Here is a 25414-nt window from a genome sequence, read left to right as displayed (position 1 = left end):
GTCTAGGGCTTCAGCCGCACCTGCATGGCGTTGCCGGTGGTTTTGCGCAACTCGAACACGCCCGCGCGTTGCACCAATTCACTCAGTTTGGTGCAGCCATAATTGCGACTGTCGAAATCGGGGTTGGCTGCAACGATATACTGGCCCAACGGCCCCAGAGAGAACCATTCCTCATCTTTGTCGATCGCCTGCATCGCGGCCTTTATCAGCGGCACAGCTTGCACAGGCTGCGCCTTGCCGATCAATTTCGCAGCCCCCGGCACGGCGTCTGGCAGAATATTCTCGACAAAGATGAACCGCTTGCAGGCTTTGCGAAACGCCTCGGGTGTCTTTTGCTGGCCAATGCCATAGACATCCAGCCCTTGTTCGCGGATGCGCGAGGCCAGCCGCGTGAAATCGCTGTCGGAACTAATCAGAACGAACCCGTCAAACCGCCCCGAATGCAGCAGGTCCATCGCGTCGATCACCAGCGCGATGTCGGACGAATTCTTGCCGACGGTATTGGCGGGCTGATGATGCGGCACCAGCGCAAGGCTGGGCAGCTTGTCTTGCCATCCCGACATCTGGCTGCGCGAGAAATCGCCATAGATCCGCCGCACGCTGGCTTCGCCCAAGCTGGCGATTTCTTCGAAAATCGCCTCGACCCATTTGGGCGAGGAATTGTCGGCGTCGATCAACACCGCCAGAAGCGGTATTCCTGCGCGTGCCATGATCTGCCCTTTCATCCTTGCAAAAATATCCCGGGGGAGTCGCGGCGCAGCCGCGACGGGGGCAGCGCCCCCTCACACCACCCGATACATGACCAAAGCGTCCACGTAACCCTCTGTGGGGTGCAAAAACGCGCCGGGCAGGCGGCCCACGATGTCGAACCCGGCGCGTTGCCATGTCGCAACGGCGCGGGTGTTGGTTTCCACCACGAAGTTGAATTGCATCGCGCGAAAGCCTTCGGCCTTGGCGCGCGCCAAGGCATCGTCCAGCATCGCCCGTGCCACGCCTTGGCCCTGCGCCGCTGGCGCGGTCACGAAACCGCAATTGCACACATGTGCGCCGCCGCCTTGTTGGTTGGGGCACAGGTAGTAGCTGCCCAAGGCCGTGCCGTCTTGTTCTGCCACATAGGCCGCATGCGTCCCGCCGCACCAGAATTGCAGCGCCGCCGCCCGGTCGATCGCGGGGTCCACCGCATAGGTGTCGCCCGCGCGAAAGACAGGTTCCAGCATGGCCCAGAGCGCGTTGTGATCCGCCGCGCCTGCCGGGCGGATCACCAGTTTCGTGTCAGCCATTAGGCTCAAAACTCGACCACCGCGCGGATGGATTTGCCTTCATGCATCAGCTCAAACCCCTCGTTGATCTGATCCAGCGTCAGCTTGTGGGTAATCATCGGATCAATCTCGATCTTGCCCGACATATACCAATCGACGAATTTTGGCACGTCCGAGCGCCCCTTTGCGCCGCCGAAGGCCGTGCCTTTCCAGACGCGGCCGGTGACAAGCTGGAACGGGCGGGTGCTGATCTCGGCCCCGGCGGGTGCCACGCCGATAATCACCGACACGCCCCAGCCCCGGTGGCTGCATTCCAGTGCCTCGCGCATGATCTGCACATTGCCGGTGGCGTCAAAGCTGTAATCCACGCCGCCAATGGCGTCATCTCCGCGCTGGGTCAGCTTCACGATCTCGGCGGTCACGCTGTCCACCTTGGACGGGTTGATGAAATGCGTCATCCCGAATTTGCGCGCCATTTCTTCTTTGCTGTCATTCAGGTCCACCCCGATAATCATGTCGGCGCCCGCCATGCGCAGCCCCTGAATAACGTTCAGGCCAATCCCGCCCAGCCCGAACACCGCCGCCGTGGAGCCGATCTCGACACCTGCCGTATTGATGACCGCGCCAATGCCCGTGGTCACACCGCAGCCAATGTAGCAAATCTTGTCGAAGGGCGCGTCATCGCGCACCTTGGCCAGCGCGATTTCCGGCAAAACCGTATGATTGGCAAAGGTCGAGCAGCCCATGTAGTGATAAATCGGGGTGCCATCGAGCATGGAAAACCGCGTTGTGCCATCGGGCATCAGCCCCTTGCCTTGCGTGCCGCGAATAGCGGTGCACAGGTTTGTCTTGCCCGACCGGCAGGAATAGCATTCGCGGCATTCGGGCGTGTAAAGCGGGATGACATGGTCGCCCGGCTTCAACGTGGTGACACCTTCGCCCACTTCCAAAACGATCCCCGCGCCTTCATGGCCAAGGATGGACGGGAACAGCCCTTCAGGGTCCGCGCCAGAGCGGGTGAACTCATCCGTGTGGCAGATGCCCGTAGCCTTGATTTCGACCAAGACTTCCCCGGCCTTCGGGCCGTCAAGGTTCACTTCCATGATTTCCAAGGGTTTACCAGCCTCTAGGGCGACAGCGGCGCGTGTTCGCATGGGTGCTCTCCTGTTATGTGTTGGGCGCAGCATGGCCCGGCCAAGGGGGCAGGTGCAAGCCCGTCTGCGTCTTTTGAAGGCGCGAAAACGCCCCCCGCCGCGCCGCGCCGGATGAAGGGCTTGATTTTCGCGCCCGCTCGTCACACTGTTTTCGCATGAACATGCAAACCGCGTTTTCCGCGCAATCCGGTCAGGTCAGTTTCGACCGCCGCGAACTTGGGGTGATCCTGTCACTTTATGGCAGGATGGTCGCTGCGGGCGAATGGCGCGATTACGGGATATCCTGCCTCAGCCAATCGGCCGTGTTCTCGGTGTTTCGTCGCACGGCCGAAACGCCGCTTTATCGGGTAGAAAAGCATCCCGCCCTGCGCAACCGCCAAGGCATGTATCTGGTCATCGGCATGGACGGGCAGATCCTGAAACGCGGGCATGATCTGGCGCAGGTTCTGAAGGTTATCGAACGCAAATATCTGCGCGTGGTGGACTAGGCGTTTACAGCTAATACGGAATATTGTAACGCGTTCAACATGATCGCTTTTATTCGCATATCCACGACCCTGCGACGCCGCTTCGGCGCGTGATCTGTCTTGCGCCTGTGGCGCACCCCTCCCCACAACCCATGTTGACTTGGCCGCGCCGCTTTGGCAGGTCAAAGGCTTCTTTCCAACGGGATACCGCCCATGAACGCTTTTCCGCCGGTTTTGCCCACCTACAACCGCATGCCGCTTTCCTTCGTCAAGGGGGAAGGCGCATGGCTGACCGAAGCGTCGGGCGCGCGATATCTGGACCTGACCTCTGGCATCGCGGTCAATGCGCTGGGCCATGCGCATCCCGATCTGGTGCAAGTGTTGCACGAGCAGGCGCAGGCGCTGTGGCATGTGTCGAACCTGTATACCATTCCGGCGCAGGAACAGCTTGCGCAGGCGCTGGTCGACAACACCTTTGCAGATACCGTGTTTTTCACCAATTCGGGCACAGAGGCCGCAGAATTGGCCATCAAGATGGTGCGCAAATACTGGTATGAGGCGGGCGAAGAACGCCCGACAATCCTGACCTTCGAAGGCGCGTTTCATGGCCGCTCCACCGGGGCGATTGCCGCCGCCGGGTCGGACAAGATGACCAAGGGTTTCGGCCCGCTCATGCCCGGCTTCAAGGTGCTGCCATGGGGCGACCACGACGCGCTGACCGCCGCACTCGATGGCTCCGTCGCCGCTGTCATGCTGGAACCCGTTCAGGGCGAAGGCGGCATCCGCCCCTTGCCCGACGCCTGCCTGAAAGGCCTGCGCGACGCCTGCGACAAAACCGGCGCGCTGCTGGTTCTGGACGAAGTGCAATGCGGCATGGGCCGCACGGGGCGGCTGTTCGCGCATGAATGGGCTGGGGTTGCCCCCGATATCATGATGGTCGCCAAGGGCATCGGCGGCGGCTTCCCGCTGGGGGCGGTTCTGGCTACGGCGCGCGCGGCTAGTGGCATGACCGCGGGCACGCACGGGTCCACCTATGGCGGCAACCCGCTGGCCTGCGCCGTGGGCGCCAAGGTGGTCGAGATCGTGACCGCGCCCGGTTTCCTTGAAGATGTGCGGCGCAAATCCGCGAATTTCCGGCAAAGCCTTGAGGGGGTGGTCGCCGCCCACCCCGATGTGTTTGAGATGGTGCGCGGACAGGGCCTGCTGCTGGGGCTGAAATGCCGCGCCCCGGCGGCCGATCTGGTCCGCGCGGCCCAAGACCAGCAGCTTTTGACGGTTCCCGCCGCCGATAACGTGGTCCGCCTGTTGCCGCCGCTGACCATAACCGCAGAGGAACTGGCAGAGGCAACCGCCCGTCTGGGCCGCGCTGCACAAACCCTCGCCTGACCTTACCCCTGCCCAAATGGGACCGCGAGGGCCGCACCCTTGCAGCCCCCGCCAGCCAGAAAGCCGATACCATGCCGCATTTTCTAGATATCCACACCACCGACCGGGCGGCGTTGCGCGCCATGATCGATCAGGCGCATAGTATGAAAACGGCGCGCGCCGACCGGCCCAAGGGCACTGCAGATGACAGCCAACCGCTTCAGGGCCGCATGGTCGCGCTGATTTTTGAGAAACCCTCGACCCGCACGCGCGTCAGCTTTGATATGGGCGTGCGCCAGATGGGCGGGCAAAGCATGGTTCTGTCCGGCTCTGAAATGCAGCTTGGCCATGGCGAAACAATTGCCGATACCGCCCGCGTGCTGTCGCGCTATGTGGACCTAATCATGATCCGCACGTTTGAAGAAACCGTGCTGCATGAATTGGCCGAATACGCATCTGTTCCGGTCATCAACGGGCTGACCAATGAAAGCCACCCCTGCCAGATCATGGCCGATATTCTGACCTATGAAGAGCATCGCGGCCCGATCAAAGGGCGTCGCGTGGTGTGGCTGGGCGATGGCAATAATGTCTGCGCGTCCTTTCTGCATGCGGCAGGGCAATTCGGCTTTGACATGGTCTTTGCCGGCCCCGATGCGCTGGACCCGGACCCAAAGGCAGTGGCCTTCGCGCGTGCGCAAGGCGCTCAGGTGGACATCATGCGCAACGCAGAGGCTGCCGTTGCCGGGGCCGATCTGGTCGTGACCGACACTTGGGTCAGCATGCATGACAGCCAGTCGAACCGCGAGCGCCGCCACAACCTGCTGCGCCCCTATCAGGTGAATGACGCGCTGATGGCCCATGCCAAGCCAGACGCGCTGTTCATGCATTGCCTGCCCGCGCACCGCGAGGAAGAAGTGACCAATGCCGTCATGGACGGCCCGCAATCCGTGGTGTTCGACGAGGCCGAGAACCGCCTGCACGCCCAAAAGGCCGTGATGCGGTATTGTCTGGGTGTCTGACACTCCGGGATTGCCACTACGTCTGGTCACGCTGCCATGCGCGGCTTACCTGTTCGTTACAGCAATCAAGGAATGCCCATGCCCATCGCCTTCGATAACTCCTATGCGCGCGACCTGACCGGGGCCTATGTTGCCGCCGCGCCGCAGGGCTGGCCCGACCCGCAACTGGTGCTTCTGAACACCGCTTGGGCCGCGCATCTGGGTCTGGATATTGACGATCTGCAAAGCCCCGCGGGCGTGGCGGCGTTGGCCGGGCATAGCGTGCCGCAGGGCGCGCAGCCCATAGCACAGGCCTATGCAGGCCATCAATTTGGCGGGTTCAACCCGCAGCTTGGCGACGGGCGCGCCTATCTGCTGGGCGAAATCATGGCCCCCGATGGCACGCGGCATGACATTCATCTCAAGGGGTCTGGCCGCACGCCGTTTTCGCGCGGCGGTGACGGGCGCGCGGTGCTTGGGCCGGTCTTGCGCGAATATCTGGTGTCCGAAGCCATGGCAGCTTTGGGCATTCCCACCACCCGCGCGCTGTCGGCCTGCACCACCGGCGACCGCGTGCTGCGCCAGCACGGGCTGGAACCGGGCGCGGTTCTGGCGCGCACCGCCGCCAGCCATTTGCGCGTGGGCACGGTGCAGTTTTTCGCGGCGCGCGGGCAAACCGACATGGTAGCGCGTGTGGTCGATTATGCGATTGCGCGGCATGATCCAGACTTGCTGGGCCAAGATGGGCGGTATCTGGCCTTCCTGCAACATGTGGGCGCGCGGCAGGCGCGGCTTGTGGCGCAATGGATGGGTGTCGGCTTTGTGCACGGGGTGATGAATACCGACAACTGCACCCTGTCGGGCGAGACGATTGACTATGGCCCCTGTGCCTTCATGGACAGTTACGATCCGGCGACCGTGTTCAGTTCCATCGACCACGCCGGGCGCTATGCCTATGGCAACCAACCCGGAATCCTGATGTGGAACATGGCGCGGCTGGCAGAGGCGTTGCTGCCGCTGATTGACCCGGATCAGGACCGCGCGATTGCCCTTGCCACCGAAGCGGTCGAGGCGATGCAGGACGCGTATCGCGCCGCGTGGCTGGCGGTTTTCGCGCGCAAGCTGGGGTTTGAGGGGCCGTGCCCAGAGACTCTGGTCGATGATCTGCACCAGCTTCTGGATGGGCAGGGGGTGGATTTCACCCTTTTCTTCCGCCTGTTGCCGGATGCGGTTCGGGGCAATGCCGCGCCGTTGAAAGCCCTGTTTGCGGATGCGCGCGGGGTCGATGCTTGGCTGGCCGCCTTGCAAGCGAACTTAGACAATCCCGATATCGCGGCAGAGCGGATGCGCGCGGTCAACCCGGTCTATATTCCGCGCAACCATTTGGTTGAACACGCGTTAGAGGCTGCAAGCGAGCATGGCGATCTAGGCCCGTTCCTGTCACTTTTGGAACATGTTCAGCAACCGTTTACCGAACGCGAAGGCAGCGATCCTTATGCCCAGCCCGCGCCGCCCGACGCACCCAAGGTCGTAACCTTCTGCGGCACTTGACCTGTGCGCCGGTCTTTTGTGCAACCCCGCGCGCCACGTTTGCGCGTCGGGCGTCAGACCCCGCCCAATTCGCAGATCACGGCCCATTGCTCGGGTCGGACCGGTTGCACCGACAAGCGCGCCTGTTTCAGCAAGGCCATATCACTCAGCCGAGGATCGTTCTTGCACATTTCCAATGTCACGGGCCGCTGAAGCGGCGAGATTGCGCGTATATCGACACATTCCCAACGTGGGTCATCGGTTGTGCTGTCGGGGTGCGCAAGGGCGATCACCTCGGCAATGCCCACCACCGCCTTGTCGGATTGCGAATGGTAAAAAAAGGCGCGGTCGCCCAAGGCCATCTCGCGCATCATGTTGCGGGCTTGGTAATTGCGCACGCCGTCCCATTCCTCGCCCGCGGCGCCCTTGGCAACAAGGTCATCCCATGAAAACGCGTCGGGTTCGGATTTCATCAGCCAGTAGCGCATCAGCCGATGACCTTTTTCCATTCCTGCACGCGGACATCTTCGAACAGCCCCGCTTTCGTATAAGGGTCATCTGCGCCCCAAGCTTTGGCCGCCGCCATATCCGGCAGGTCCAGCACGATCAGCGAACCGGCCATCTCGCCTGCATTGTCCAGCAGCGGACCGGCCTGCGCCACGCAGCCGGTGTCGCGCACATAGGCAAGATGCGCCTCACGCGTGGCTTTGCGCAGTTCCAGCGCGCCGGGTTTGTCGGTGCAGACCATCATGAACAGGGGCATGTCATTTCACTCCAGTGTCAGGGGGCGGGCAAGCAGTGCGCCCTTGGCTTCGGTCAGGGTCAGCATACCGTCCAGAACGGCGGCGACCATGCGGGAAATCGGCATGTCCACGCCCCGGTCGCGGGCCAGGCGGGCGACGGCGCGTGCGGTTGCGGCGCCTTCGACCGTGGTCGTGGCGTCGAACGCGGCATCGGCGCCAAGCGCCATGCCATAGCGGAAATTGCGCGATTTCTCGGATCCGCAGGTCAGCACAAGGTCGCCAAAGCCCGACAGGCCCGCCAGTGTTTCGGGTTCAGCACCAAGCGACAGGGCAAGGCGCTGCATTTCGGCATAGCCGCGCGCCATAAGCGCGGCACGGGCGGATTCGCCCATTCCGGCGCCAATGACCATGCCCGCCGCAATGGCGATCACGTTTTTCAGCGCGCCGCCCAGTTCGGCCCCGGTCACATCGGTGTTGCGATATAGCCGCAGGTTTTCCGTCGAAAGCCGGGTTTGCAGATGTTCGGCCAAGGCATCGTCGCGGGCGGCGAGTGTCAGCGCCGTGGGTAAGCCACGCGCGATATCGGCGGCGAAACTTGGCCCGGTCAGAAGCGCCGCGCGGGTGCCGGGCAAAACCTGTTCGATCACGCCGACCGGCCCGATCAACAGGTCCAGATCAAACCCTTTGGAGCAGGCGACCAGAATCCGCGACGCCAACAGTGTTGCATTGTCATTCAGAAACCCGCGCATTTGCTGCATGGGCATCGCCAGCAGCAGAATCTCGGCGTCAACCTCGTTCAGATCACTTGTCACGGTCACTGTGTCGGGCAGGTCCACACCCGGCAGACGGCGACGATTCTGGCGCGTTGTCCGCATGTCTTTTGCATGGTCGACATCGCGCGCCCAAAGCTGCGCATGGCCCAACGCGCAGGCCAAAGCCGTGCCGAAGGCACCCGCACCAAGGATTGCGACCTTCATGCCTTGGCCCCTTTCTTGCCTGCACCCAGCATGGGGGCAGCGTGCGTGTCCAGCGGCCAGCGCGGGCGCGCGGCCAATGTCATGTCATCGCGCGCACCACGGCGCAGTCGCTCGAACCCGGCCCATGCGATCATGGCGGCATTGTCGGTGCACAGGTTCAGCGGCGGGGCCAGAAACCGGGCCTTGGCCCTGTTTGCCACCTGTTCCAGCCCGGCGCGCAAGGTTTGGTTCGCCGCGACGCCCCCGGCCACGGCCAGCACCGGCGCCCCGGTCAGCTCCAGCGCGCGGCGGGTTTTTTCTGCCAGAACATCGGCCATGGCGGCCTGAAAGCTGGCGCAAATATCGGCGCGATCCTGCGCGTAAAGCCCGCCTTGGCTGGCCACAAGCCCGTCTCGGCTGCGCAAAACGGCGGTCTTCAGCCCTGAAAAGGACATGTCGCACCCGGCCCGGTCCAGCAACGGACGCGGCAGTTTGAATCGTGTGGGATCGCCCGCGCGGGCCTCGGCCTCGACCACGGGGCCGCCGGGTTGGGCAAGGCCCAGTAGCTTTGCGACCTTGTCAAAGGCCTCTCCGGGGGCGTCGTCTATGGTGCCGCCCAGACGAGTGAAGCGCTCGGCCCCCTCGACCAGCAGGAACTGGCAATGCCCGCCAGAGACCAAGAGCATCAGGTAGGGGAACGCCACCCCGTCGGTCAGGCGGGGGGTCAGGGCATGGCCTGCCAGATGGTTCACCCCGACCATGGGTTTTCCGGTTGCCGCCGCCAGCCCCTTGGCCAGCATGACCCCCGCCATGACGCCGCCGATCAGCCCGGGACCGGCGGTGACGGCAATCGCGTCAATGCCATCCAGCGTCAGCCCGGCTTCGGCCAAGGCGCGCTCTACGGCCATGTCCAGTTTCTCGGCATGGGCGCGGGCTGCAATTTCGGGAACCACGCCGCCGAACCCCGCGTGCAGATCGGTTTGGCCCAGCACGATATTGGCCAATATCTGCGGTCCATCATCGTCACAGCGCAGCACGGCGGCGGCGGTGTCGTCGCAAGAGCTTTCCAGCCCCAGAACGGTCACGGGGCCAGCGGCGAAATCTGTCATCGGGCTCTCTGGTTGCAAAAAGGTGCAAGATGCAGCTACCACTTGGGATGTATCCGCACAATCCCACGCGCGGGCGCGATCCGATCCCTAGAGCCATGGGCGCCATGCTGCCGACCCTTCTTCTGACACGTCCGCAGGCCAGTGCGGAAGATTTCGCCAAACAGGCCCAATGGCCGGGCAGGGTGGTGATCTCTCCGGTTATGAAGGTGGTGTTGCGCCAGATCACGCCGCCTGCGCCGGGTTGCGGGGTGGTCTTCACCTCGCAACACGGGGTGCGTGCGGTGGCCGAGGCAACGCAGCGCCGCGATTGGCCGGTCTGGTGTGTCGGGCCGGGCACCTTGGCGGCCGCGCGGGCGGCGGGCTTTGTGGACCTGCGCGGCGGTGGCGGCACGGCTGAAACGCTGATTGCGCAATTATGCGCGGCGCGGCCAATGCTAGAACTGGTGCATTTCAGCGGCGCGCATGTGACCACCGATCTGGCCGGGCGGCTAAACGCCGCAGGGCTGCGCGCGCGGGCGGTTGTGTCGTATGACCAGCTAGAGCAGCGGCTTAACGCCGATGCCCGCGCCTGCCTGAATGCGCCGGGGAATGTTGTCTTGCTGGTCTTCTCGCCGCGCAGCGCGGCGCTGCTGGCACAGCAATGGCGCGAGCTGCCCGCGCAGCAAGCGCGGTTGCATTTGATCGCCATTAGCGCAGCGGCGGCGCAGCGATTGGATGGGGTGTTTGCTGCCAGCATGTGTATTGCCCAAACCCCGGATCAGGCCGGGATGCTGGCCGCACTCGGACAGGTGCAGGCCACGCTTGAGCCTGACCAGAACCCGCGATAAGGTATCCTCGTATTGCTGCATGGCGGCGTAAGCGGGATGGGGGATGAACGGTGGCGCGCAGAACGACAAGCAAGACCGGCAGCAGCAAGCAGGAAGCTGCGCCGCGCCGATCCAAAACCACCAAGACCGCAGCCGAACCAAAGGCGTCCGAACAGGCCAAGACCACGGCGCCGGATACGCCCCCTGCACCGACAAATGGTGATCTGACGGGACCGGTCGATACGAAAGATACGCCCGAAACGGTGCCTTTGGCAGACGGTCCGGGCCAGATGGGCGAAGATACGGCCGCCGCCCCCGATCAGCCCGCCCCGGCCACAGAAGACGCTATGCCAGCGCCAGAGGATGCGGCTGAAAAAGCAGCCGAGTCGGCTGAACAGCCCGCCGCGCCGGACATGGTGGACCCAGCCGCCACAGCGCCCGACGCGGCAGAGCAGCCCGAGCAGAGTGACACCGCAGAAACCGGACCCGGAGCGCCAGACGCGCCCGAGCCTGCGCAAACCGACAGCGCGCCAGAGACACCCCCGACAGACACCAAGCCCGCCGCTTCGACGCCCGCGCCAGCAGCGGCGCCCGAAAAACGCGGCGGCTTTTTTCCCATGCTGTTGGGTGGGCTTGTCGCTGGCGGGATAGGCTATGGCGCGCATCTCTACCAGACCAGCCAGCAAGCCGCACCGACGGATGCGCTGGACGCGCTGAGCGCCGAATTGTCTGAACTGCGCGCGGCCATGGCCCAAGAGGCTGACCTGACCGCGCTGGAAGCGCAGATTGCCGCGCTGGAACCTGCCCAGATGCCTGATGCCAGCGCAATCGAAGCCTCTATCGAAGAGTTGCGCGCCCAGATCGCGGCCATTCCCGCGCCTGTGGATATCAGCGGCCTGCAAGCACAGATCGACGATTTGACTGCGCAAGACCCGGTTGACCTTGGCCCTATCCGCGACAGCCTTGCCGCCTTGGAAGCGGCTTATGCGCCGGTTCCCGAGCAGATCGCGGCGCTTCAGGCCGATATGGAGGATCTGCGCGCCTTGGCAACCCAAGAGGTGGTCGAAGCCGAAGCCGCGGTTGATGCCGCCTTGGCCAGCGCCGGGCTTGACCGTATCCGCGCCGCATTTGTGACCGGCGCGGCATATGCAGACGCGGTGGAGCAGTTGGCGCAGGCCGGTGTCGCGGTGCCAGATGCGCTTCAGGACACCGCCGCAAGCGGGGTGCCAACGGTCGAAGGCTTGCAAGAAGGGTTCGACCCCGCCGCCCGTGCCGCCGTCAGCGCCAGCCTGCAATCGGCCCCGGCCGAATCTGCCACGGAAAAGCTGGGCAATTTCTTTCGCGCGCAGATCGGCGCGCGCTCGCTTGCGCCGCGCGAGGGGGATGACCCCGACGCAATCGTGGCCCGCGCGGGGGTTGCGGTGTCCGAAGGCGATCTTGCGCAAGCGCGCGACGAATTGGCCAGCCTGCCAGAAGCCGGGCGCGCGGCCATGTCCGACTGGCTGGCGGCTGTCGAAACCCGGTTGAATGCCGCTGCCGCAACAGATGCGGTGCAGGCCGAAATCACGGCGGATTAAGGAAAACAATATGTTCTGGACGTTGCTCAAACTCCTTGTTTTTGTCGTGGCTGTGATTGCGCTGGCCTATGGCGCGGGGGCGCTTATGGACAGTGGCCAGACAGTTGGTCTGCGCATTCTGGACATGGAATTCACGCTTGGCCCGGTGCAGGCGATTATCGCTTTTGGCGTATTTCTTGTCGGACTTTGGTTGGTGCTCAAGGCGCTGTCGCTGTCGCTGGCCTTGTTGCGGTTCATGAATGGCGATGAAACCGCGATCCGCCGCTTTTTCATGCGCAACCGCGAAAAGCGCGGGTTAGATGCGCTGTTGGCGTCAATGCTGGCGCAATCCACAGGCGATTCGAAAACCGCGATCGCGAAGGCCGAAAAAGCGCATAAGCTGCTGAACCGGCCAATCATGACCAACTTGCTGATTGCACAAGCCGCAGAGGCAAAGGGCAACACGGCAATGGCGCTGGAGCATTACAAAGGTTTGCTGGATGATCCGCGCAGCCGCTTTGTTGGGGTGCAAGGGCTGATCCGGGCTGAACTGGCGCTGGGCGAGACGGACAAAGCGCGGGCCTTGGCTGTCAAGGCGCTGGAAATGCAGCCCGCGCATGAGAAAACGCAGGACACGCTTCTGAAATTGCAGACAGAGGCCGAAGACTGGAAAGGCGCGCGCAAAACACTGGAGACCAAGAAATCCAGTGGTCATCTGCCGCGCGATGTGTATCGCCGCCGCGATGCCATTCTGGCGCTGCAAGAGGCGGATGCGCTGGCCGCCAAGGACCAGTTGCCGCGCGCCCGCGATGCCGCGATAGAGGCCAACCGCCTGTCGCCCGATCTGGTGCCTGCCGCTGTTGCCGCGGCGCAAGCGCTGGTGGCGCAGGGCAAGGGCAGCTATGCGGCGCGGGCCATCAAGCGGGCATGGAAGGCGGCGCCGCACCCTGAATTGGCCGCAGCCTTTGCCGCCATCGAAAAGGACGAATCGCCGCGCCAGCGTCTGTCGCGATTCGAGAAACTGCTGAAAATGCACCCCGATGCCGACGAATCGCGCATGCTGCGGGCCGAGCTGCTGATCGCGGCAGAGGATTTCCCGGCGGCGCGGCGGGCCTTGGGCGATCTGTTCGAAACCCGCCCGACGCTGCGCGCATTGACGATCATGGCCGCCATTGAACGCGGCGAAGGGGCTGATGATGCGGTTGTGCGCGGCTGGTTGGCGCGGGCGCTCACGGCCTCTCGCGGGCCGCAATGGGTATGTCAGAACTGCCAGCATGTTCATGCAAGCTGGCAGGCGATTTGCGACAATTGCGGCGCGTTCGACAGTTTGGAATGGCGCGATGCACCTGACAGCTCTGGCCCGTCTGCCACGCAATCAGAATTGTTGCCGCTGATCGTCGGCAGCCTTCCGAAACCCGCAGCAGAGCCGGATGCAGAGGTGATCGACGCCGACGCACCCGCAGAAGAGGCGCGCGCCGACAAACCGGCGTAGCGGGTCAGAACGCTGATGCGACAAGCCATTTGGCAGGAAAACCGGCGGTCATGATCGCCGGTTTTATTATGTGCGAAACCGGTTATGCCCCGCCGGGGGTGTGATGGCCTTGGTTATGCATCCACCTCGACCCGGCCCACCGGCTTGGAACAACAGGCCAAGATATAGCCCGCGTCGATATCTTCGTCGGTGATGCCACCATTATGGACCATATGCACCTCGCCCGAGAGTTTGCGCGTTTTGCAGGTGCCGCATAGCCCGAAATTGCAGCCCGATGCGACCGGCAGCCCCTGCGCGCGGGCGATTTGCATGATCGTGTCGCCCTCGGTGCAGGTGACAGTGACGCCCGAGCGCGTGAACACGATTTCCGCCTGTGCCGACTCGTCAGGCACGGGATCGTCGAATTCCTTGATCTCGGCCACGGTTTCTGCCGGGGCATGAAAGGATTCTTGGTGGTAGTGTTCCATGTCGTAGCCCAACGAGATCAGGATCTCGCGCACGGCAGACATAAAGCTTTCCGGCCCGCAGCAATAAACATGGCGGTCCAGATAGTCGCTGCACATTAAGCCCAGCATCAACTGGTTCAACTGCCCGCGATAGCCGGTCCAGACCTCGTAGGGTTCGGGGCGGCTGACGACGAAATGCAGCGCCAGCCCCGACACGCGCGAGGCCATGTATTCCAACCTGCGCCGAAAGATCAGGTCACTGGGTTTGCGGGCGCATTGGATAAAGCAGATATCGGGGTCTTCACCGCGTTCGAACAGCGTGGTGGCCATGGACATCATGGGCGTGACGCCAGAGCCTGCCGAAATGAAGAGGTATTTGCCATCGGGCTGCGGCGGCAGATGGAACAGGCCCGCAGGCCCATAGGCGCGCAGGCGCATGCCAACCTGCAAGTGGTCATGCATCCATGCCGTGCCGACCGACCCCGGCTGCACCTTGGCGGTGATGGTGACATAGGCAGAGGTCACGGGCGAAGACGAAATCGTGTAGGTGCGCTGCACATTCCCGCCCGGCAGGGGCAAATCCAGCGTCAGGAATTGCCCCGCGCGATAGACGAACATCGCGGCTGAAGGCGGGCGAAAGACGAAGGTTTTCACACCCGGCGCTTCGGGTAGGATGGCCACGCATTCCAGTTCCTCGTCATCACGCCAGACGGGGCTGTCCTTGGTCGGCATCGGGATCATGGGCGTCACTCCGCCGCGATGCGGGCCGGGCCCATCAGAGCGGTTTGCAGCGTGCGGCAATACCAATCGACAAACTGGTTCACGCCGCCTTCCTGCACTTGGCTATAGGGGCCGGGCTTGTAGCCGGGCGAATTGATGCCGCGCTGGTTTTCCTCGACAATGCGGCGGTCCTCGTCATTGGTGGCGATCCAGACCTCGGTCAGGCGCTTGAGGTCGTAGTCGCGGCCTTCTTCGGCATCCTTGTGCACCAGCCATGTGGTTGTGACCTGCGTTTGCATCGGCCCGACCGGCAGCACGCGGAAGGTCAGAACCTGGTCGGACAGGAAATGGTTCCATGTGTTGGGGTAATGAAAGAACAGGCACGACCCGGCATCATCGAACGGCACGCGGCCTACGCGCTTTGCGACCGCCGCTTTGCCATCCAGCGTGTAGCTGACACCTTTGCCAAGGAAAGGGATACGCACGAAGCGCCAGCGCTCGGAAGCATCAATGACATATTTCGCGGGCAGGCCTGCTGCCTCGCAGCGGTCCACATGCGCGCGCCCTGCGTTGCTGGTGGTGCTGTCATCGGCGCCCACAAGGTTCGGGTCATCCGGGAAGGTCACGCACAAAGATGGGTGAGAGCCGGAGCAGTGGTAGCACTCGCGGTTGTTTTCCAGCACCAGTTTCCAGTTGGCTTCCTCGATAATGCTGGATTGATGCGCGACCTTCAGATTGGCCAGATCATGCGGCCCCATGTAGCGCGCGGCCTGCGCTTCCAGATCGCGCGTGTCGGGGGCGTTTTCGGCCAAGCAAATGAAGATCATGCCCGCAATGTCGCGGCAATGCACCAGCCCAAGCCCATGGGCGGACGGGTCGAAATCCGCGCCCATCTCGCGCGCCCAAAGCAGTTTGCCGTCCAGATCATAGGTCCATTGGTGGTAGGGGCAGACCAGTTTCGGCGCGGTGCCTTTCTGCGCCGAACAGATGCGGCTGCCCCGGTGGCGGCAAGAATTGTGGAACGCGCGCACAACCCCATCCATGCCGCGCACGATGATGACCGACGCCGTGCCCAATTCCAGCGTGATATAGCTGCCGCCCTTGGGCAGTTCCGCCGAGGGGGCCGCGAAAATCCAGTCGCGCTGCCAGATGTTTTGCAAATCGGCCTGATACACATCGGGATCGGTGTAGAAGGCTTGTGGCAGGGAATGCCACGGTTTGCGGGACATAAGCAGGTAAAGAAGGTCAGAGTTGCTCAGCATCTGGGGCGGCCTTCGTGGCAGGTGGCGGGTTAATTGTGCAGTTGCAGCAATCTGACCCCGAATCCCGTCCTACAGCGCGCCTGATTGCGGCATTTTCTGCGCGGCGCGCGGCATGTCAGATCGCCTTGCACAAGCGCAGCGCATCATAGATCGCGGCATGGGTGTTGCGGGCGGCGATGGCATCGCCAATACGGAACAGTTGAAAGCGGCCTTCGGGGTTGCGCGCCACGGTTTGCGGGGTTCCCGCAACGAGCGCTTCGTAATCGACCTCTCCCAAGTTGATCGAGTCTGGCCGCAGGTCGAAATAGAGATCGTCCAGTGGCCGCGTGCCGTGATTGACGATGACCTGATCGACGTGCCGCGCGCGGGTTACGCCGCCGTAATCGCTGCCGATCTGCGCCCGCAGAAGGTTGCCGTCGCGCGCGACGGATTCGAGCGTCCATGCCACGGTGAAGGTCACATCCAGCTTTTGCAAAATGCGCATGGATGGTGTCAGCGACATGGCCATCACTTCGGGCACGATGGTGCGGTCGCGGGTCAGGATTTCGACCTTCGCGCCGGTGGCGGCGATCTTCTCTGCGGCTTGCAGCGCCGGGTAGTCGCCCGCATCATCATAGATCAGCACAATCTCGCCCGGTGCCACGTCGCCTGCCAGAATATCCCATGCCGACACAACTAACTCATTCCCTGCCGCCAGCACATCGGTATGCGGCAAGCCGCCCGTGGCGATGATGACGACATCGGGGTTTTCGGCCTGCACCATCGCGGCATCGGCCAAGCTGTTGAACCGGAAGCGCACGCCCATGCGTTCGCATTCGGCAAAGCGCCACTGCACAAGTTGCATCATCTCTGCTCGACGGGGCGTTTGCGAGGTCAGCCGCACTTGCCCGCCGGGGTCATTGGCGGCCTCGAACACGGTCACGTCATGCCCGCGCTCTGCCGCCACGCGCGCGGCTTCCAGCCCGCCGGGGCCAGCGCCCACGATCACCACGCGGCGGGGCGTGTCGGCTTTGGGCGCGACATGCGGCTGTTCCAACTCGCGCCCGGTGGCAGGGTTGTGCAAGCACAAGGCCATGCCCCCCTGATAGATGCGGTCCAGACAGTAATTCGCGCCCACACAGGGGCGAATGCGGTCTTCTTCGCCGCGCATGATCTTGGCCACGATATGCGGGTCGGCCATATGCGCGCGGGTCATGCCGACCATGTCCAGCTTGCCGCTGGCAATGGCATGACGGGCGGTGGCCACGTCCTGAATTTTCGCGGCATGGAAGGTGGGGAACCCGGTCGCTGCGCGAATATCGCCCGCGAAATCCAGATGCGGGGCCGATGCCATGCCCTGCACCGGGATCACATCGGTCAGGCCCGCATCGGTGTCGATATGGCCTTTGACCACGTTCAGGAAATCGACCATGCCGCTGTCTTTCAGGCGGCGGGAAATCTCCAAGCCGTCCTTGCGGGTCAGGCCACCGGGTAGGTCTTCATCCCCCGTGTAGCGCACCCCCACGATGAAATCGGGACCGCACCGCGCGCGTATGGCGCGCAGCGTGTCGAAGGTGAAGCGCAGGCGGTTGTCAAGCGACCCGCCATAAGGGCCGTCCAGATTGTTGGTCAGGGGCGACCAGAACTGGTCCATCAAATGCCCGTAAGCCTGCAATTCGATCCCGTCCAACCCTGCCGCTTGCATCCGTTCGGCGGCATCGGCGTAATCGGTGATAATGCGGGCAATGTCCCAATCTTCTACCTTTTTCGGAAAGGCCTTGTGCGAGGGTTCGCGCGCATGGCCCGGTGACACGACAGGCAGCCAGTCGGCCTTGTCCCAGCGTGTGCGGCGGCCCAGATGGGTTAGCTGAATCATCACCGCGCAGCCGTGGTCGTGGCATTCGTCGGCAAGCTTTTTCATCCAGCCCACCACCTCGTCCTTCCACGCCAGAATATTGTTGAACACGGGCGGGCTGTCGCGGGCCACGCTGGCGGACCCGGCGGTCATGGTCAGTGCCACCCCGGCGCGCGCGCGTTCGACATGATAGGCGCGGTAGCGGTCCTTCGGCATTCCGTCTTCGGGGTAGGCGGGTTCGTGGCTGGTAATCATCAGCCGGTTCTTCAACGTCAGATGCTTTAGGCGGTAAGGCTGGAGAAGGGGATCGCTGGACATGGGGCACTCCGTGGCTATTGCCCAGCGTTTGTAGAAATGTTCACTTATGTCAAGAAAAAGATCATACATGTATATTTTTCTTGTGTAAATCGCCGCCCGATCTATTCTGCCTGCCATGGAAACAGCAGATACAGCGGCGGTAGAGGCCGAGAAAACAACGGGTTGGCGCGGGTCGCGCGCGCTGTGGCTGGATGCGGCCCGCCGCGCTTTGCTGGACAGCGGGCTGGAAGCGGTGAAAATCCAGCCGTTGGCCAGCGATCTGAACCTGTCGCGCACCAGCTTCTATTGGTTTTTCAAGGATCGGCAGGCGCTTCTGGATGCCCTGCTGGACGATTGGGAAGCGCGCAATACCGGCGCTTTCGTGCTGGCGCGCGATGCCTATGCCGAAACCATCGCCGAGGCGATCTTGAACCTGATCGCCGTGTTCTACGACCCCGACCTGTTCGACCCAAATCTGGATTTCGCGGTCCGGGCTTGGGGGCAGGGGACAGATGCGGTCAAGGCGCGGGTTACGGCGGCAGATGCCGCGCGGTTGGGGGCGATCCGGGCGATGTTCGAAAGGTTCGGCTTTGCTGCGGCAGAGGCAGATGTGCGCGCCCGCACGGTCTATCTGACCCAGATTGGCTATATATCTATGCAGGTGCGCGAAGACATGGCAACCCGGCTGTCGCGCGTGCCGGACTATGTGCGCGCTTTTTCCGGCACATCCGCCACGGAAACCGAACTTGCGCGCTTTCATGCCCGGTTGAAATTTGCACCTGCCGGATAGGGCTGTGGGCCGCATTGGGCACTCGCACCTGTGGCCTGTGCGGCACGCGCCAAAGGCGAGGTCACACCCGGCGGCAAAGCCAAAGCGCTTGGGGCGTGCGGCGGCACCTGCCCATATGATCTGGCCGAAATCACATGCGTGGATGAGAGTGGTGCCTCAAGAGGGACTCGAACCCCCGACCTTGTCCTTACGAAGGACCTGCTCTACCAGCTGAGCTATTGAGGCGGACCGACTGTGCCTTTAAACGCAGAAATCGACCCGTTCAAGCGGTTTCACTTCGAAAATGCTTAGAAATTCGCGCCTGCGCTCTGGTCGCGCGGGCGAATATATGCATCGGCGCAATCGAACGGTGTGCGGATGCAAAGTTCACGAAGTCGTTACAGTTCTTGGTTACTCGAACGAAGGATTTTTTGGAAATGGATGCCCCATGTCGCTTTTTCTGCGCTCTGCGCTCTTCGCTCTCTGTCATTGCTCTCTTCTCGGTTCTGGCAAACCCTGTTTCGGCCCAACAGACCTGTAGCCCGGCCACGCCGTCCGACGGGGACACGATTACCTGTAGCGGCACCGGAATCGGCATTGTCGATGGCGGGCTGGACGATGCGACGATCACGGTTGAGACCGGCGCGGTCATCACCGGCACGAACCAAGCGTTCAGATTCGACGATGACACGACATTCACCAATTTCGGCACCTTGACCGGCCAGAACGATCATGGCGTGCAAGGCGATAACGACAACACTGTCATCAACAGAGGCACCATCACAGGGCTGGACGGTGATGGCGTCAATATCGACAATGATGGCTTGGTCGAGAATTACGGCATCATCCGTGGCGCGGATGACGGTGTGCAGTTGGAAGACGATGCCACGGTCATCAATCATGCGACCGGCGAAATCTATGCCGATGATGAAGGCGTCAACATCAACACTGATAACGCAACGCTGACAAATGCGGGCCTGATCGAAGCCGGTGACGACGCGGTGAATGCCGCGCGCGGCGCGACCATCACCAATAGCGGTATTATCCGGTCAGTCGGCGGCGATCAGGATGCGGTCGACCTTGACAGCGGGACGGTCGTCAATTCCGGTACCATCATGGCCATTGGCACGCAGGATGGCATCGATTTCGACCCGTCCGGTGACTCGTCTTCCGTCACCAATAGTGGCCTGATCGAAGGGAATGTCGGTATAAACGTTGACCCGGCGGATACCGGCGCGCAGACGATTGTCAATTCCGGCACCATCACCGGGCGCGGCGGCGTTGCGATGGATCTGGGCGCGGGCGATGACACGTTGGAGATCGCCGGCGGCACGATCAACGGTACCGTCGAGTTGGGCGCAGGCACCGACACGCTCGTCGTTAGCCGCGCTGGAACCGGTCTTGTCACCTTCACCAGCGATCCAGAGGTCTTGGATATTCGGGTCAACAGCGCGCTATTCGATGCCGGGCGCCTACTTTCGATTGATCCGGCGCTGATCGGCGCGGCAGACCTGCTGGGCGCACAGCTTGGCTATAATCTTGGCCACCAAGCCCTTGGCGCAACGGGGCAGGCGGGGTCTTGGGCCTCTGGCAGTCTGACGGTGGGTCAAAGCCAGCGTGACGGTCAAGTCGCAATCGGACGTGATTTCGACGATTACGGCCTGTTCGGTATGTTCTCGGCAGGTGGGCTTGACGGGACCGGGCAACCGACCCAACACCAATTCGCAGTTGGGGCGCGTATGGGGCGTGCGCTGTCGAGCAGCACGCGCGCAGATATCGCCGCCTATCTGGGGCTTGGCCGGTTCGATCTGGGCACCGCCGTCGGCGCACAGATGGATGCACATTTCATTGGCCTGACCGCCCGTTTGCAACACCAAAGCCAACAGGGGTTGCGCCTGACAGCGCAAGCCGGGGTTACGGGCTACCGTTTGGACAGTGCGACAGCCACGTCGCTGGCCGGTGCAACGCTGGCCGAGCGCAACCTCTTGACCGGGTTTGTCGATCTGGAAATCGGCCAGCGTATTGCGCTGGGGTCGGGCACTGTAACGCCCTATCTGGGCCTGACCGGCCTGCTGGCTGATGGCGGCGATGTGACCATGGCGCTTGGCGGGGCCAGCACGCGTTTTGCGCCCACGGGCCATGGCAGCGCGGGCCTATTGCGCATCGGCGCCGATTTCGAATTCCCGCGCGCGGATGATTTCGTTTTGCGTGCCGAATTGCGCATGGATGGTGATGGCGATGCATCCGCGTCCATTGGTGGGGCATTCCGTTTCTAAGGCGGGCCGCTGCCTAAGAACCACATGCATATGGCAGGCCGGGGTCGCAAAGGCTGCACCCCGGCCTGTTACTGCGCGGCAGACCAAGCAGAGCAAAAGCTGCCCCGGATTGCGCGCCACAGGTTCTAGAAATTCCGCGTCGCCCCAAAGCTGACCTTCAGATTGTCATAGCTGCGCATGGGTATATTGCTGTCGCTGCGTTCAACCCCGACGCGGACAATAGGCGCGAACCCGTAAACCGACAGGTTGCGATGCATCATCGTGGCGCTTAGTTCCGCACGCCAGTCGCGCTGCGCGCCGAATTGCGGCAAAAGCGGGTTGGCCGCGCCGAAGCTGATATGGCCCAAATTCGCTTCCAGCCCGGTGATCAGTCCGCCGCCAAAGGAAATTTCTGTTCCCAAGGTGACGGATGCATCGGTGCGGCGGTGGAATTCTGCTTGCGTGTGGTGATGCGACAGGTTCAGCGCGCCCGAGATCTTCAGCCGTGGCGACAGGATATGTTGCACCCCCAAGGACATCGCGCCGCGCGGCCCGTTATAATCCGACACCCGAGCATAGCGCAGTTCATCGTAACTTGCCCGCGCGGTGACTTGCGTGCGCCGCCCAAAACGCCGCTGGAAAACGGTCTGCACCCCCGCGCCGCGCATGATAACCCCGTCATGGCCACCCGCGCCTTGCAGCGTGATGCCCATTTCCAGCCTGCGCCCATGGTCACCGAACCAGACAAAGCCGAATTCGCCGCGCAGATGGCCGCGCGTGAAATCGGGTTCCTCGAAGAACTGGCCGGTGCCGACCAGATGCACCCGTGCATGGAGGTCCTGTTTCAGCCGCGGCATCCATGTCATGCCCAGCCCGAGTTCGACCCCGGTGGCCCGCTCGACCTGCGGCAAGGGCAGCAACAATGTGCCGCCGATCTCGACAAATGGTTGGCCGGAGCGTTGCCATGGGTTGCTTTGCGGCACCACCGCGATACGCGCCTGACCGCGCCAGCTTTTGCGGGTGTCCATTGCGCTCAGATAGTCCTGCACGGCCTTGATCTCGCCCAGGCTTAGGTCGCCCGACAGCGCGTATTCGAAGTGATACCGCGCGCGGCCGTCATCTTCGATCAGATACAGCGCCCGCGCCAGTTCCAGCCGAAAGCGCGCGATGGCCGGAAAATCGGTCACAAGGCGTTCCAGAATGGGCAGCGCGGCGCGCGGTGCGCCCTTGCGCATATGTTCCAACGCCTGACGCCAGTCCGCGCGCAGTCCCGGGTTTTGTGCATTTGCGGCAAGCTGGGCGGTAGGGGCTGGCGCGCTGTCCTGAGCCTGCGCAAGCACAGAACTGCACGCCAACAGCAGCGCAAGGCCGAAGGCCCGCAACATCTTGGGAAATCTTGTCACGTAATCTGCTCGATCGCTCATGCGCTCTGACGGCGCGTTATGCTGCACGATGCGCAACATTAACCATCAAGTCAATCTTACGGCATTGCTTGCAGTCGAGTTTACGAATTTTGAACCACTTATGAGGCTTTCTTGTTGCCGGTGTGGTACAGGAGGGTGAGTGATGGTCCGCAAGGTCGCACGCATACGCAGCCGGGCGCTGGTCGGCGTTTTGCGCAATGGAGAGCGTGAAAGCGCTTACTTGCGAGATTATTCGACCGAGGGGGTCTGTCTGGAAGGGCTGCGCTCGGTCATGGCTGGCGATGTCTTGCGCCTGCATTGCAAAGGCGCGTTTATATCTGCCGAAGTGCGCTGGGTGCGCGAGGGGCGAGCGGGGCTGTGCTATCTGCCATCTTGCCCCCCCGGTGAAAAAACCCGCTTTCTGGCGGCTGTCTCGCGCGGGCAGAAACCCGCCAGCGCGGCGCGCATCTACGGGTTTTCCGAATTGGCCTGATCGTCTGCCTGCGCCACGGCCTGTTCCAGCCGCGCGACTTGGTCGCGCAAGCCCACGATCAGCGCTTCGGCAAAACGCCGCAGCCGCGCATTGCGCAAGTCATCGGCATGGCGAACCAGATGAAACGCGCGCGTCAGGCTGAATACCGGCACCAACACGCGGCGCAGGTCTTGGGCATGGGGCAGGGCGAAGTCATGCACTACGCCCAAGCCTGTGCCCTGCCGCAAAAGGTTCAACTGAACCGGCACGGAGTTCGAGGTCATGCGCGCGGCGTGCAGGTCAAGATTGGCAAGGTAATCCAGTTCTTTGTCAAAAATCATGTCGGGGATATAGCCGATCAGGCTGTGGCCGCGCAGGTCTGCGATCTGCCGGATCGGGGGGTGCCGGTCCAGATAAGATGCTGCGGCCGCGAAATGCAGATGATAGTCGGTGATCTTTTGCACATGTAACCGCCCGGCCTGCGGGGCCGATACGCTGATGGCCATATCCGCCTCGCGGCGCGACAGGTTGAACAGGCGGGGAAGGGCAACGATCTGCACCTCTAGCGCCGGGTGGTCGGCACAGATCCGGGCAATGACCTGCGGCAAAAGGTAATTCGCGCAACCATCCGGCGCGCCAAGGCGGATTTGCCCGCTTAGCCCTGCGCCAGTGTCGTTGGGCGTTTCGGCGGCGCTGAGATGGGCTTGTGCGGCTTCGACATGCGGCAGCAGACGCAACCCGTCCTCGGTCAGCGCGTAGCCCTGATGCGAACGGTGAAACAGCCGCCGCCCCAAGTGCCCTTCCAGCCGCGACACGCGACGGCCCACAGTGGCCGGGTCCATCTTTAGCACTTGGCCCGCACGCCCAAGACTGGCCACGCGCGCCAACGCCAGAAATACACGCATATCGTCCCAGTCCATCGCCACTTACCCTTGCATTTTTGCAATACCGACATGGTGTAATTCGCCTTCCCAAGGCGAAAACGCAAGGCTAGGCTGCGCCCAACTGAATGGAGGATGCTATGGAAGAGCTTTCGCACTGGATTGACGGCAAGCGCGTTGCAGGCCAGTCGGGCCGGTTTGCAGATGTTTATAACCCCGCCACCGGCGAGGTGCAGGCTCGTGTGCCGCTGGCAAGCCAAGCCGAACTGGACGATGCCGTTGCCCGTGCCGCGCAGGCGCAAATCGCTTGGGGTGCCACCAACCCGCAAAAGCGCGCCCGTGTGATGATGGCAGCGGTGGGCTTGATCAACCGCGACATGGACAAGCTGGCCGAAAAGCTGTCCTCTGAACATGGCAAGACTTTTGTCGATGCCAAGGGCGATGTGCAGCGTGGGTTGGAAGTGATCGAATATTGCATCGGCGCGCCGCAATTGCTGAAGGGCGAATTCACCGACAGCGCCGGCCCCGGCATTGACATGTATTCCATGCGCCAGCCCTTGGGGGTGGTCGCGGGGATTACGCCGTTCAACTTTCCCGCCATGATCCCCTTGTGGAAAATGGGCCCGGCGCTGGCCTGCGGCAATGCGATGATCCTGAAACCGTCCGAGCGTGACCCTTCGGTGCCCTTGATGCTGGCCGAGATTTTCAAGGAAGCGGGCCTGCCCGATGGCGTGTTGCAGGTGGTCAATGGCGACAAGGACGCGGTCGATGCGATCTTGGACAATGACACCGTGCAGGCCGTGGGCTTTGTCGGGTCTACCCCGATTGCGCAATATATCTATGCGCGCGGCTGCGCCAACGGTAAACGCGTGCAGTGTTTTGGCGGTGCCAAGAACCACATGATTATTATGCCTGATGCCGATCTGGACCAAGCCGCCGACGCGCTGATCGGCGCGGGCTATGGTGCTGCGGGCGAACGCTGCATGGCAATTTCGGTGGCCGTGCCCGTGGGTGAGGGCACGGCGGACGCGCTGCGCGAACGCCTTGTCCCGAAAATCGAGGCGCTGAAGGTCGGGCCGTGGACCGCGGGCGATGACGTGGATTACGGCCCCGTCGTGACCGCGGCGGCCAAAGACAACATTCTGCGGCTGGTGCAAAGCGGCGTGGACCAAGGCGCGGAACTGGTCGTCGACGGGCGCGATTTCAAACTGCAAGGCTACGAGAATGGCTTTTTCGTCGGCCCGCATTTCTTCGATCATGTCACGACCGAGATGGACATCTACCGGCAGGAAATATTCGGCCCCGTCCTGTCGATGGTCCGCGCCAAGACATATGACGAGGCCATTGGCATGGCGATGGACCACGAATACGGCAATGGCACAGCTATTTTCACCCGCGATGGCGATACGGCACGCGATTTCGCGCATCGCATCAATATCGGGATGGTGGGCATCAACGTGCCGATCCCGGTGCCGCTGGCCTACCATACCTTTGGTGGCTGGAAGAAATCGGGCTTTGGCGATCTGAACCAGCACGGGCCGGATGCGTTCAAGTTCTACACCCGCACCAAGACCGTGACCTCGCGCTGGCCGAGCGGCATCAAAGAGGGGGCGGCGTTCAACTTCAAAGCGATGGACTGA

23 protein-coding genes and 1 tRNA gene are annotated in these 25414 nt (G+C 62.7%); 11 read left to right on the top strand and 13 right to left on the bottom strand.

All coding sequences use genetic code 11. From position 1 onward, the window contains the following. Positions 1 to 2: 2 nt before the first annotated feature. From AWT76_RS12005 to AWT76_RS11995, 3 genes are all read right to left on the bottom strand, one after another. Positions 3 to 710 carry an NYN domain-containing protein gene (locus tag AWT76_RS12005; RefSeq protein WP_072247685.1) on the bottom strand — a complete coding sequence of 236 codons (708 nt, stop codon included), beginning with the start codon at positions 708 to 710 and terminating at the stop codon, positions 3 to 5. Positions 711 to 782: 72 nt separating this feature from the next. Then, complete coding sequence (locus AWT76_RS12000; protein ID WP_141655955.1) at positions 783 to 1280, bottom strand: GNAT family N-acetyltransferase; 498 nt, start codon at positions 1278 to 1280, stop codon at positions 783 to 785. A gap of 5 nt (positions 1281 to 1285) precedes the next feature. Then, positions 1286 to 2413 carry an S-(hydroxymethyl)glutathione dehydrogenase/class III alcohol dehydrogenase gene (locus AWT76_RS11995; RefSeq protein ID WP_072246549.1) on the bottom strand — a complete coding sequence of 376 codons (1128 nt, stop codon included), beginning with the start codon at positions 2411 to 2413 and terminating at the stop codon, positions 1286 to 1288. A 155-nt stretch (positions 2414 to 2568) separates the two neighbouring features. Between AWT76_RS11995 and AWT76_RS11990 the strand changes: the two genes are divergently transcribed. The 4 genes from AWT76_RS11990 to AWT76_RS11975 all read left to right on the top strand — a co-directional run bounded on the left by AWT76_RS11990 (position 2569) and on the right by AWT76_RS11975 (position 6794). Next, complete coding sequence (locus AWT76_RS11990) at positions 2569 to 2901, top strand: DUF2794 domain-containing protein (protein WP_072246548.1); 333 nt, start codon at positions 2569 to 2571, stop codon at positions 2899 to 2901. Positions 2902 to 3093: 192 nt separating this feature from the next. Beyond that, the gene (locus AWT76_RS11985; RefSeq protein ID WP_072246547.1) at positions 3094 to 4266 is read left to right on the top strand and encodes an aspartate aminotransferase family protein; all 1173 of its coding nucleotides are present in this window, start codon (positions 3094 to 3096) and stop codon (positions 4264 to 4266) included. Positions 4267 to 4337: 71 nt separating this feature from the next. Then, positions 4338 to 5264 (top strand): ornithine carbamoyltransferase, encoded by a 927-nt coding sequence (gene argF, locus AWT76_RS11980; protein WP_072246546.1) that lies wholly within the window; start codon positions 4338 to 4340, stop codon positions 5262 to 5264. Between the two features lie 78 nt (positions 5265 to 5342). Then, positions 5343 to 6794 (top strand): protein adenylyltransferase SelO, encoded by a 1452-nt coding sequence (locus AWT76_RS11975; protein WP_218055478.1) that lies wholly within the window; start codon positions 5343 to 5345, stop codon positions 6792 to 6794. Between the two features lie 53 nt (positions 6795 to 6847). On the opposite strand, the gene AWT76_RS11970 is transcribed toward AWT76_RS11975, so the two are convergent. Genes AWT76_RS11970 through tsaD form a run of 4 tightly spaced genes read right to left on the bottom strand, consistent with a single transcriptional unit; the run spans position 6848 to position 9581 of the window. Further along, positions 6848 to 7261: an EVE domain-containing protein gene (locus AWT76_RS11970; protein WP_072246544.1), complete on the bottom strand. Its 414-nt coding sequence runs from the start codon at positions 7259 to 7261 to the stop codon at positions 6848 to 6850. Beyond that, positions 7261 to 7536: a YciI family protein gene (locus AWT76_RS11965; RefSeq protein ID WP_072246543.1), complete on the bottom strand. Its 276-nt coding sequence runs from the start codon at positions 7534 to 7536 to the stop codon at positions 7261 to 7263. Before AWT76_RS11965 ends, AWT76_RS11970 begins: the two co-directional genes overlap by 1 nt. A 6-nt stretch (positions 7537 to 7542) precedes the next feature. Beyond that, entirely contained in the window at positions 7543 to 8493 is a 951-nt protein-coding gene (locus tag AWT76_RS11960) for an NAD(P)H-dependent glycerol-3-phosphate dehydrogenase (RefSeq protein WP_072246542.1), read from the bottom strand. After that, positions 8490 to 9581 carry a tRNA (adenosine(37)-N6)-threonylcarbamoyltransferase complex transferase subunit TsaD gene (gene tsaD / locus AWT76_RS11955; protein ID WP_072246541.1) on the bottom strand — a complete coding sequence of 364 codons (1092 nt, stop codon included), beginning with the start codon at positions 9579 to 9581 and terminating at the stop codon, positions 8490 to 8492. Before tsaD ends, AWT76_RS11960 begins: the two co-directional genes overlap by 4 nt. A gap of 29 nt (positions 9582 to 9610) precedes the next feature. On the opposite strand from tsaD, the gene AWT76_RS11950 reads away from it, so the two are divergent. From AWT76_RS11950 to AWT76_RS11940, 3 genes are read left to right on the top strand one after another with little or no spacing between them, the layout of a single operon-like run. After that, on the top strand, positions 9611 to 10408 hold the full coding sequence (locus AWT76_RS11950) for a uroporphyrinogen-III synthase (protein ID WP_082700188.1): 798 nt from the start codon (positions 9611 to 9613) through the stop codon (positions 10406 to 10408). Between the two features lie 50 nt (positions 10409 to 10458). Then, the gene (locus AWT76_RS11945; protein ID WP_072246540.1) at positions 10459 to 11964 is read left to right on the top strand and encodes a hypothetical protein; all 1506 of its coding nucleotides are present in this window, start codon (positions 10459 to 10461) and stop codon (positions 11962 to 11964) included. Between the two features lie 10 nt (positions 11965 to 11974). Continuing rightward, positions 11975 to 13435, top strand: coding sequence for a heme biosynthesis protein HemY (locus AWT76_RS11940; RefSeq protein ID WP_072246539.1), 1461 nt, complete (start codon positions 11975 to 11977; stop codon positions 13433 to 13435). A 113-nt stretch (positions 13436 to 13548) separates the two neighbouring features. On the opposite strand, the gene AWT76_RS11935 is transcribed toward AWT76_RS11940, so the two are convergent. The 3 genes from AWT76_RS11935 to AWT76_RS11925 all read right to left on the bottom strand — a co-directional run bounded on the left by AWT76_RS11935 (position 13549) and on the right by AWT76_RS11925 (position 18015). Next, positions 13549 to 14622, bottom strand: a complete 1074-nt coding sequence (locus tag AWT76_RS11935) for an FAD-binding oxidoreductase (protein WP_072246538.1) — start codon at positions 14620 to 14622, stop codon at positions 13549 to 13551. Positions 14623 to 14627: 5 nt separating this feature from the next. Next, positions 14628 to 15863, bottom strand: coding sequence for an aromatic ring-hydroxylating oxygenase subunit alpha (locus tag AWT76_RS11930; RefSeq protein WP_072246537.1), 1236 nt, complete (start codon positions 15861 to 15863; stop codon positions 14628 to 14630). A gap of 115 nt (positions 15864 to 15978) precedes the next feature. Next, positions 15979 to 18015: an NADH:flavin oxidoreductase gene (locus AWT76_RS11925; protein ID WP_072247682.1), complete on the bottom strand. Its 2037-nt coding sequence runs from the start codon at positions 18013 to 18015 to the stop codon at positions 15979 to 15981. Positions 18016 to 18130: 115 nt separating this feature from the next. Between AWT76_RS11925 and AWT76_RS11920 the strand changes: the two genes are divergently transcribed. Next, positions 18131 to 18784, top strand: a complete 654-nt coding sequence (locus AWT76_RS11920) for a TetR/AcrR family transcriptional regulator (RefSeq protein ID WP_072246536.1) — start codon at positions 18131 to 18133, stop codon at positions 18782 to 18784. Between the two features lie 149 nt (positions 18785 to 18933). On the opposite strand, the gene AWT76_RS11915 is transcribed toward AWT76_RS11920, so the two are convergent. Next, positions 18934 to 19009 (bottom strand) — tRNA-Thr (locus AWT76_RS11915). A 191-nt stretch (positions 19010 to 19200) separates the two neighbouring features. Between AWT76_RS11915 and AWT76_RS11910 the strand changes: the two genes are divergently transcribed. Beyond that, positions 19201 to 21039 carry an autotransporter outer membrane beta-barrel domain-containing protein gene (locus tag AWT76_RS11910; protein WP_072246535.1) on the top strand — a complete coding sequence of 613 codons (1839 nt, stop codon included), beginning with the start codon at positions 19201 to 19203 and terminating at the stop codon, positions 21037 to 21039. A 125-nt stretch (positions 21040 to 21164) separates the two neighbouring features. Here the strand turns inward: AWT76_RS11910 and AWT76_RS11905 are convergent, their stop codons facing one another. Further along, positions 21165 to 22421, bottom strand: coding sequence for a surface lipoprotein assembly modifier (locus AWT76_RS11905; RefSeq protein WP_176699391.1), 1257 nt, complete (start codon positions 22419 to 22421; stop codon positions 21165 to 21167). A gap of 163 nt (positions 22422 to 22584) precedes the next feature. Here AWT76_RS11905 and AWT76_RS11900 point away from each other — a divergent pair, with 163 nt between their 5' ends. Next, the gene (locus tag AWT76_RS11900) at positions 22585 to 22914 is read left to right on the top strand and encodes a PilZ domain-containing protein (protein WP_072246533.1); all 330 of its coding nucleotides are present in this window, start codon (positions 22585 to 22587) and stop codon (positions 22912 to 22914) included. On the opposite strand, the gene AWT76_RS11895 is transcribed toward AWT76_RS11900, so the two are convergent. Continuing rightward, positions 22890 to 23813 carry a LysR family transcriptional regulator gene (locus AWT76_RS11895; protein WP_072246532.1) on the bottom strand — a complete coding sequence of 308 codons (924 nt, stop codon included), beginning with the start codon at positions 23811 to 23813 and terminating at the stop codon, positions 22890 to 22892. The genes AWT76_RS11900 and AWT76_RS11895 overlap by 25 nt on opposite strands. A 101-nt stretch (positions 23814 to 23914) precedes the next feature. On the opposite strand from AWT76_RS11895, the gene AWT76_RS11890 reads away from it, so the two are divergent. Next, positions 23915 to 25414 carry a CoA-acylating methylmalonate-semialdehyde dehydrogenase gene (locus AWT76_RS11890; RefSeq protein ID WP_072247681.1) on the top strand — a complete coding sequence of 500 codons (1500 nt, stop codon included), beginning with the start codon at positions 23915 to 23917 and terminating at the stop codon, positions 25412 to 25414.

The sequence above is a fragment of the Roseibaca calidilacus genome (assembly GCF_001517585.1).
GTDB lineage: Bacteria > Pseudomonadota > Alphaproteobacteria > Rhodobacterales > Rhodobacteraceae > Roseinatronobacter > Roseinatronobacter calidilacus.
The sequence above is the reverse complement of the archived record's forward strand: the minus strand, read 5'-3'. Positions and strand labels throughout refer to the sequence as shown.